The sequence below is a fragment of the Pradoshia sp. Z3_51 genome (assembly GCF_058215915.1).
Genome location: NZ_JBZAJC010000018.1, coordinates 43961 through 51789 on the forward strand (window position 1 = coordinate 43961; position 7829 = coordinate 51789).

10 protein-coding genes are annotated in these 7829 nt (G+C 38.7%); all 10 read right to left on the minus strand.

Annotation, left to right across the window (positions count from 1 at the left end; all coding sequences use genetic code 11):
- Positions 1-16 precede the first annotated feature (16 nt).
- On the minus strand, positions 17-898 hold the full coding sequence (rsmI, locus tag AC4BHA_RS18705) for a 16S rRNA (cytidine(1402)-2'-O)-methyltransferase (RefSeq protein WP_066103200.1): 882 nt from the start codon (positions 896-898) through the stop codon (positions 17-19).
- On the minus strand, positions 876-1160 hold the full coding sequence (locus tag AC4BHA_RS18710) for a GIY-YIG nuclease family protein (protein ID WP_066103203.1): 285 nt from the start codon (positions 1158-1160) through the stop codon (positions 876-878). Before AC4BHA_RS18710 ends, rsmI begins: the two co-directional genes overlap by 23 nt.
- A complete protein-coding gene (locus AC4BHA_RS18715) occupies positions 1147-1884 on the minus strand; it encodes a tRNA1(Val) (adenine(37)-N6)-methyltransferase (protein WP_066103240.1) in 738 nt (245 codons plus the stop codon). The genes AC4BHA_RS18710 and AC4BHA_RS18715 overlap by 14 nt, the downstream gene beginning before the upstream one ends.
- 85 nt (positions 1885-1969) lie before the next feature.
- The gene (yabA, locus tag AC4BHA_RS18720; protein WP_066103206.1) at positions 1970-2326 is read right to left on the minus strand and encodes a DNA replication initiation control protein YabA; all 357 of its coding nucleotides are present in this window, start codon (positions 2324-2326) and stop codon (positions 1970-1972) included.
- Between the two features lie 17 nt (positions 2327-2343).
- Entirely contained in the window at positions 2344-3171 is an 828-nt protein-coding gene (locus AC4BHA_RS18725) for a PSP1 domain-containing protein (RefSeq protein ID WP_066103211.1), read from the minus strand.
- The gene (gene holB, locus AC4BHA_RS18730; RefSeq protein ID WP_066103216.1) at positions 3164-4168 is read right to left on the minus strand and encodes a DNA polymerase III subunit delta'; all 1005 of its coding nucleotides are present in this window, start codon (positions 4166-4168) and stop codon (positions 3164-3166) included. The genes AC4BHA_RS18725 and holB overlap by 8 nt, the downstream gene beginning before the upstream one ends.
- 37 nt (positions 4169-4205) lie before the next feature.
- On the minus strand, positions 4206-4535 hold the full coding sequence (gene darA / locus AC4BHA_RS18735) for a cyclic di-AMP receptor DarA (protein ID WP_066103220.1): 330 nt from the start codon (positions 4533-4535) through the stop codon (positions 4206-4208).
- Between the two features lie 115 nt (positions 4536-4650).
- Positions 4651-5331 carry a dTMP kinase gene (gene tmk / locus AC4BHA_RS18740; RefSeq protein WP_148631348.1) on the minus strand — a complete coding sequence of 227 codons (681 nt, stop codon included), beginning with the start codon at positions 5329-5331 and terminating at the stop codon, positions 4651-4653.
- A 7-nt stretch (positions 5332-5338) separates the two neighbouring features.
- Positions 5339-6787, minus strand: a complete 1449-nt coding sequence (locus tag AC4BHA_RS18745) for an aminotransferase class I/II-fold pyridoxal phosphate-dependent enzyme (protein WP_254654693.1) — start codon at positions 6785-6787, stop codon at positions 5339-5341.
- Between the two features lie 98 nt (positions 6788-6885).
- On the minus strand, positions 6886-7095 hold the full coding sequence (locus AC4BHA_RS18750; RefSeq protein WP_066103225.1) for a sigma factor G inhibitor Gin: 210 nt from the start codon (positions 7093-7095) through the stop codon (positions 6886-6888).
- Positions 7096-7829: the final 734 nt, after the last annotated feature.

Sequence of the window (7829 nt, forward strand, 5' to 3'; positions counted from 1 at the left end):
TTGATTAGCTTTTAATTTAATTCTCTTCAACATGATAAGCCTGATAGATTTCTCTTTTTTGAAGACCCCTATCTTTCGCAACCTTTTTTATCGCTTCATTCGGTTTAAGGTTCTCAGATTCAATATAAAAATCGACGTGCTCTTTCAATTCCATCTCTGTCCACCAGGCTGTTCCTAGATCATCTAACTCTTCCCTATCTGACCCCTCGGTTATGATCACAAACTCACCGCGTATTTCATGTTCATTAGCCCATTGTATAATCTCAGACATCGTCCCTCGAATATATTCCTCAAACTTTTTTGTCAGCTCTCTTGCCAATACTATTTTTCGATTTCCAAAATACTCATACATTATCGTAAGTGTTTCCTTTAAACGATGAGGAGATTCATAGAAGATTATGGTCGAATCCTTTATTTTTAATCGCTCCAGTTCTTTCTTCTTCTCTTTACGGCTTCGGTTTAGAAATCCATAGAAATAAAATGGCTGCGGGACTATACCTGAAGCAATCAGTGCCGTTAGTGCCGCATTTGCACCAGGCAATGATACGACCTTTATGTCCTCCTCTATGCAGGACTGGACTAACTCATAGCCAGGATCTGAAATAGCAGGCATTCCGGCATCGCTTACGAGGGCAATTTGTTTTCCACTTTTCATTTTCTCAATCAAGGATTCCCCGCTCTGATTCATATTGTGCTCGTGATAACTGACTAACGGTGTCTGAATATCAAAGTGATTGCACAGTTTTTTTGTATTCCTTGTATCCTCTGCCGCAATTAAATCTGCCTGCTTGAGGATATTTATTGTGCGAAATGTCATATCATCTAAATTACCGATTGGTGTTGGTACTAAATAGAGAACTGCTTCATTCTCTTTTTCAAAGCTTTTTTGGGCCTTCATTATCTGTTCCTCCCATTTGTACGATCCTTTCCTTGGCGCCCCTGCTTAGCTGTTTAAAGCGATACTCAGCCTGCATAGCCTCTGTCTTTGTCTGATACTCCTCGACATAGCGAAGCACCACAGGCCTTCTCCCTCGTGTATATTTGGCACCTTTCCCATCATTATGTGTATTCACTCTCTTATTTACATCATTTGTATACCCAGCATAATAACTGCCGTCCGCACATTCAAGTACATAAAAATAGTGATTATTCTTGTCCATTGATGATGGTTCTCAATTCTTTGGTATACTCATTATTTTCATCATACACAATTAATGGTGGCAATAATTTTAAATCAGGATTTCCGCCTTTTATTCCTTCAATCAGGATTGTATTTGCCTCTTTATTTGCCTTTGGATACACAAATTGAAGACGTTTTGGTTCTAATCTATACTTTCTCATTAACGTTACAATATCAAGCAGCCTACCGGGTCTATGAACAAAGGCCGCTTTACCGCCGTTCTTTAAAAGCTGGCTGCTCACTCTGATTACATCCTCCAATGTACATTTAATTTCATGCCTGGCTATGGCAAAATGTTCATTTTCATTTTGAATTTCCTTCGCTGGTGTCAAAAAATAGGGTGGATTACAGGTGACAACATCATATTTATCATGGCCGAGAATTGGAATAATTTTATTTAAATCCTCATGGTACATTTCAATTCTATCATCCAGCTTATTGTAGCCTATACTCCTAACGGCCATATCATATAGTCGCTCCTGAATCTCCACTCCGTATATACGCCCCTTGGTGCGTGTACTGAGCAAGAGTGGAATGACACCATTTCCAGAACATAAATCGACCAAATTCCCTTTTTGAATGGGAACATATACAAATTTAGATAATAAAACAGCATCCAATGAAAAAGAAAAGACACTCGGGCTTTGAATAATCCTAAGTGGCTCTCCCAATAAATAATCCAGACGCTCATCATCCTTTAATATATACACTCTACAATCCGCTCCTACCTATATACAGTAAAAAATCAATTATAAAAATAGTCTTTCCTATCGATAGGAAAGACTATCTTTATTTCTTATTTAAAAATGAAAGACAAAACAGGCAATCCCCATCTTTACGTGGACTTCCAAAGTGCAGATTACAAATATGGAAACCTTCTTGATATAGTCTCGCTAAATTATCGTAGCCCTCTCCGACATCCATTAGCTTATTGCCTTTTTTTGCTTGCTTTTTCTGAGAAACCGCAGGCTTTGTCTTTTCTAAATCCAGCAAGCGACGCCTTACATTTTCGTTTTCTAACTTGAGGGAATTATTTTCTTCCAATATTTCTGCGAGATGTTCTTTTAAATCTCCAAGTTGCTTATACAAATCTCCAATTTGAGCTTCCATACTGCTAACCGAATCGAAAATTTCCTTTTTATTCATCAACACCCACCACCTTATTAATCTGTGGCTTGAATCGAGAAGGTGCCTTCCTCCATCATCTCATCCAGCGTATATTCAACTACTCGTTCCTTACCCTGCAATTCTATTTGCATGATTTTTTCAAGAATGTTAAGACCGATTACTTTACCGCGACCAACCGGTGTAACCACGTACTCTCCCAAATCTGGAAGCTGCTCTTTTGCGCTCTCATATTCATCATTCTCATATTTTAAACAGCACATCAAACGCCCGCATAGACCTGAGATTTTCGTGGGATTCAATGATAAGTTTTGGTCTTTAGCCATTTTAATGGAGACCGGTTCAAAGTCCCCAAGAAATGTAGAACAACATAACATCCTGCCGCAAGGTCCAATGCCTCCAAGCATTTTTGCCTCATCCCTGACACCAATCTGTCTTAATTCAATACGTGTTCGGAAAATAGCTGCCAGATCTTTAACCAGCTCACGAAAATCAACTCGTCCATCTGCTGTGAAATAAAAAATCACCTTATTACGATCAAAAGTATATTCAACATCTACAAGCTTCATTTCCAAACGATGCTCAACCACTTTTTCGCTGCATACTTGAAATGCCTGTTCAGCGATTTGTTTATTTTCGTCCACAATCAGCCGGTCTTTTTCATCAGCTATTCGAATAACTTTTTTCAGGGGCAGAACTACATCATTTTCCCCAACCTGCTTTCTGGGTATAACAGCTTTTCCAAACTCTACTCCGCGTACTGTCTCAACTATGATGTATTCATCCTTGGCTATTTCCAAATCACCTGGGTCAAAATAATATATTTTACCCGCCTTTTTAAAGCGGACTCCTACAACATCATACAAGTGTAAACCCCTCCTGAAGGTTAAGCACAAGCTGCTCCATTAACAGCTGTGGGTTTATATTAGCCGAAATTTTTCGTTTTGACTCTAATATTTGATTCATTTGATACGCCAATTTTTTGGGGGAATGTTGAATGGCCAATTGGCGAAGCCTTTCCTCCATATCTTTGTATACAATCTCTTCCGGCTTATCCAGCTGTATATAAAGGAGATCACGATATATATTCAATAGGAGCATTAAGCCTATTTCTGTCTGTTCTCTTTCTTTAAAATGCGAAAGCCAACTCTCCTGAATGACCATAATACCATCCACAGGATTTTTCATTGCTTCAAATAATTTTACCACTATTTTTTGGGCTTGTGCAAACCACTCATCCTCATTTAACGACAAACCTTCATCGACACTGTTCGTCAAACTCGCAATCAAGGGAGCCTTCGTGACAGGTACTCCTGCCTGTATTAACTGCTTACTTAATTCCTTTGGATTTAACGGCATAAAGGATAACGTTTGGCAACGGGATAGGATGGTTGAAAGCATGCGGTGAATTTGATCTGTAAGCAAAATAATTGTTGTCCCTGCATGAGGTTCTTCTAAAAATTTCAATAAACTATTGGCCGCAGAAGCAGTCATTTTATGTGCATGCGTAATAATGTAAACTTTTTGTGATGACTCAACTGCCTTCTTTTGAAATTCCTCATGAAGCAATCGAATTTGTTCCTTTTTTATCGATAAACCATCCGGTTCAATAACATGGACATCCGCATGGTTTTTATGGTCAATTTTTTTACAATTTGTACATTCCTCACAGGGAAGAAAACCGTCTTCTCGGTTATGGCAAAATAAAGATTTAGCCAGAAGAATACTTGTATCCTTTTTACCGGTACCACGCTCTCCTTCAAAAAGATAAGCATGGGCCACACGATTCTTCATTAGGCTATTCTTGAGCATCATTGATACTCTTGGTTGTTGATTGGCTAATTGATCCCACGTGTTAATCATGCTTATTTCCTCTCATCCTCACTGACTGTATAAATTGTTAAAATTGGTAAAACTTATCCACCGGCATTACAAAAACTGTTGCTCCTCCTACCTCGACCTCTACTGGATAAGGTACATAAGAGTCTGTATTACCACCCATTGGAGTAACTGGTGCTACAAGCTGCTCTCTGGATTTGCAGTTCTTCTTTATGATTTCAAGAGCCTTATTCACCCTTAATTCCTCAGTACCTATCAAAAAGGTAGTATTACCGGATTTTAAAAATCCTCCAGTTGTAGCCAACTTAGTTGCTCGGAAGTTATTGTCGACCAAATCACCTAATAATTTAGTACTATCTTTATCTTGTACTACTGCTATTATAAGTTTCATGGCTAAAACCTCCTATAAGGATTATAAAGAAAAAGCTTTACTTATCCATTATACCAGTTATTCTGTAACCATAAAGCAATTCAAGTGATAAATATAAAACCTTAAAGCATTTGCCTTAAGGTCTCCTGTGAATATATGTCCGAATTTGTTGAAGAGTTTCTTGATAAACTTCTTCAAAGCTTTGATTTGCATCAATTACCTTTATTCTATCAGGTTCATTTTTTATTAATAGTTGATAGCCCTCATATACTTTTTGGTGGAAATTGAGCTTCTCAAGATCCAAACGATTTATTTCCCGACTTTTATGATTTTCAATTCTCTTCAAGCCAATTTCAGGATCAATCATAAAGAACAATGTAAGTTCTGGCATGGTATCCTGTATAGCAAAGCGATTGATTTCTCTGACTTCCTCTATCCCAAGACCTCTTGCATACCCCTGATAAGCCAATGAGCTATCTACAAACCGGTCACATAAGACAATACAGCCTTTATTTAATGCAGGTACCACCTTCTCCATAAGATGCTGTCTGCGCGCTGCTGCATATAACAGTGCTTCTGTCCTGGAATCCATTTCAGTATGATCAGGATTTAAGATGACCTGCCGGATTTGTTCTGCAATAGGAATTCCACCAGGTTCTCTTGTCAGTACAATTGAGTAGCCTTCCTTTTCAAGCTGCTCTCCCACTCTTGCTAGTACGGTCGTTTTCCCAGCCCCTTCAGGACCCTCTACCGTTATAAAAACTCCACGTTTCAAGGCAGTAACCTCCAATATTGTAACTACTAGATAGTATATCATATGTGACTTACACAAAGACCTCAATTTGTTGTTGCTTTAAATAAACTCCTCCTTGGATTTTAGCCCCCTGAGTTAGTAAGGATGTGCATTTCTGCACCATGTCATAGGTAATAATCTCTCCCTTTTGAATGAGCGGAATACCTGGAGGATATGGAACAATTGTTTCTGCTGAGATTTCTCCACATGCATGAGCAAGAGAAATTCTTTTCCGCGGCATTATATCCATTTCCTCATAGGATATTGCTAGGACACTCTCCATATGTTGTTGTTTATTTTTTAATGGGTTACTAGCCAGGCTTATTCGTGTTTGTTCTCCTGTAATCCAATTAATCCTTTCTAGCCTTTGTATAATATCATCAACAGAATATGGTTGACTTTTCTTTAATAAAGGCAGAACAAGCAGTACATGCAGCTCATCTGCGAGCTCTGAATAAATCCCTGCTTGCTCCATTAATTTTTGCAGCTCAAAGCCTGACATTCCGTTTTTATGATAGAGAACAAGCTTTAAAGGATCCTGAATATCGCTGTTTTCTGATTCGAAAATGCACAGTTCCTCATGCCTTCGTAAATATTGTTTAAAAGACTCAATTTGCTCTATTAAATATTCCTTATCCTTTTCTGAATAGCTCTCTAAATAAGCCCTCGCTAAATCTAGAGACATCATAATTGGATAAGATGGGCTGCTTGATTGCAGCATTCTTAAATACCCTTCCACACGCTCTTGGTTTACCAATTCACTGTTTATATGTAAATAGGAGCCCATTGTCATAGCAGGCAGGGTTTTGTGAGCTGAGTGAACAACTATATCTGCCCCCAAATTGACAGCAGATGGCGGAAAAGGAGCACCTGCCGCAAAGTGGGCACCATGCGCTTCATCAACTAAAACTAGAATACCCTTTTTATGAGCTCGCTTAATGATAGATGCCAGATCTACTCCCAACCCATAATAATTAGGATATGTAAGAATAATTGCTTTTACATCCAGATGATCATTCAAACTATTATAAATTGTTTCATATGGAACACCAATTGAAATATCAGATTCTATAACAGGCGTCAGAAATATTGGGTTAGCTTTAGCTAGTTTTAATCCATTCATCACAGATTTATGGCAATTCCTTTGTACAAGGACTTTATCTCCAGGCTCAATACTAGCCAAGATCATCGCAAGATTACCGACAGTTGTTCCATTCACAAGAAAGTAACTTTTTTTAGTCTGATAAAACTTCGCTAATAATGCTTCAGCCTCTTTAATACCCTCTTCTGGTTCATGCAAATCATCTAATCCTGCAAGTTCTGTCACATCCCATGACAGGACCGAACTAAAACTCCGAGGAGCCTCAATAGGCAGGACAACACCATTTTTATGGCCTGGAACATGCATGGATATGGACTTCTTATTTCGGTGTTTCTCCAGCATATCTAATATTGGTACTTTAATTATTTTTTCCGCCACTCATACACGCCTCCTTTTCCAACAAATAAAAAGGCTCCTTCCGGTTGAAGGGGCCAGCTGACTATATTATAAGGATGGAGTATAGCGGTATTCAAGTTTTATGAGTAAATACTGGAAATATTCATTTTCTTCAACTTCTCTACATGCTCATTATACAAAGGGTCATTTGTTTCTGTATGAATTAACACATCCTCACATTCCGAGCAAATAAAAATATTATATAGATGCATTCCCTTTTTTTTCGTCGATTCACAGATTGCACATTCTTCGTTAAGATGATCATTTGTTTCACGCTCGCAGTTGGCCATTTACTACACCTCCATACCTCTTAGTATCGCCCCCGGCCACAAACTGTATACAATATTTTAAATTTATATATTATTCTATGCCCACAAGTGAATTTCGTTGTATGTCTTTCAAAATGTCCAACATATAAATATCTTTGAGGAATAATTCATGTAGAAACCTTTGGAATTCACGGCTTAAATGTTGTAGCAAAATGCTGGGGTGTGTTCTTGAAATTGGCATAGCTCAACTATTCGTAGCTTTAATTACATAACCCCAGGAAAGGGGAATCATTAGTATTTGATAGGTGGCTTCCTTTGTCTTTTTCGTATCTTTATTTCGGGGATAGGTGGGGAGCAGGTAGGTGATAGATCGGGCGTAGGTGCTTCATAGGTGGAGCATAGCTAGCTACTTTCCTCCATACTTCACCTACCTTTCAACCACCTATACCCCGGTATAGATCGGGCATAGATGCTTCATAGGTGGAGCATAACTGCTTTCTTCCACACTTCACCCACCTTCCCCCGAGTATAGATGTCCCATAGGTGTTGAATAGCGCAGCTTTTCTATAGCTTCCACAAGTCTTTAAGGTAGTATCCTTGACGAAAGATCCTTCCCGACTCCTCACCCATCCAGCTCTAACAAGTATCCAAAATCCTCCCTGGTCCCTATAAAAACAACACAAAAAAACCAGCTCATCAACTGAACTGGTTTCTTAAATTGCCCGGCAACGTCCTACTCTCACAGGGACTCGCGT

Excerpts from the sequence above, each read along its gene's own strand:
- rsmI (WP_066103200.1), bottom strand. The coding sequence starts at position 898 with ATGAAGGCCCAAAAAAGCTTTGAAAAAGAGAATGAAGCAGTTCTCTAT.
- AC4BHA_RS18710 (WP_066103203.1), bottom strand. The coding sequence starts at position 1,160 with ATGGACAAGAATAATCACTATTTTTATGTACTTGAATGTGCGGACGGC.
- yabA (WP_066103206.1), bottom strand. The coding sequence starts at position 2,326 with ATGAATAAAAAGGAAATTTTCGATTCGGTTAGCAGTATGGAAGCTCAA.
- holB (WP_066103216.1), bottom strand. The coding sequence starts at position 4,168 with ATGATTAACACGTGGGATCAATTAGCCAATCAACAACCAAGAGTATCA.
- darA (WP_066103220.1), bottom strand. The coding sequence starts at position 4,535 with ATGAAACTTATAATAGCAGTAGTACAAGATAAAGATAGTACTAAATTA.
- tmk (WP_148631348.1), bottom strand. The coding sequence starts at position 5,331 with ATGATATACTATCTAGTAGTTACAATATTGGAGGTTACTGCCTTGAAA.
- AC4BHA_RS18750 (WP_066103225.1), bottom strand. The coding sequence starts at position 7,095 with ATGGCCAACTGCGAGCGTGAAACAAATGATCATCTTAACGAAGAATGT.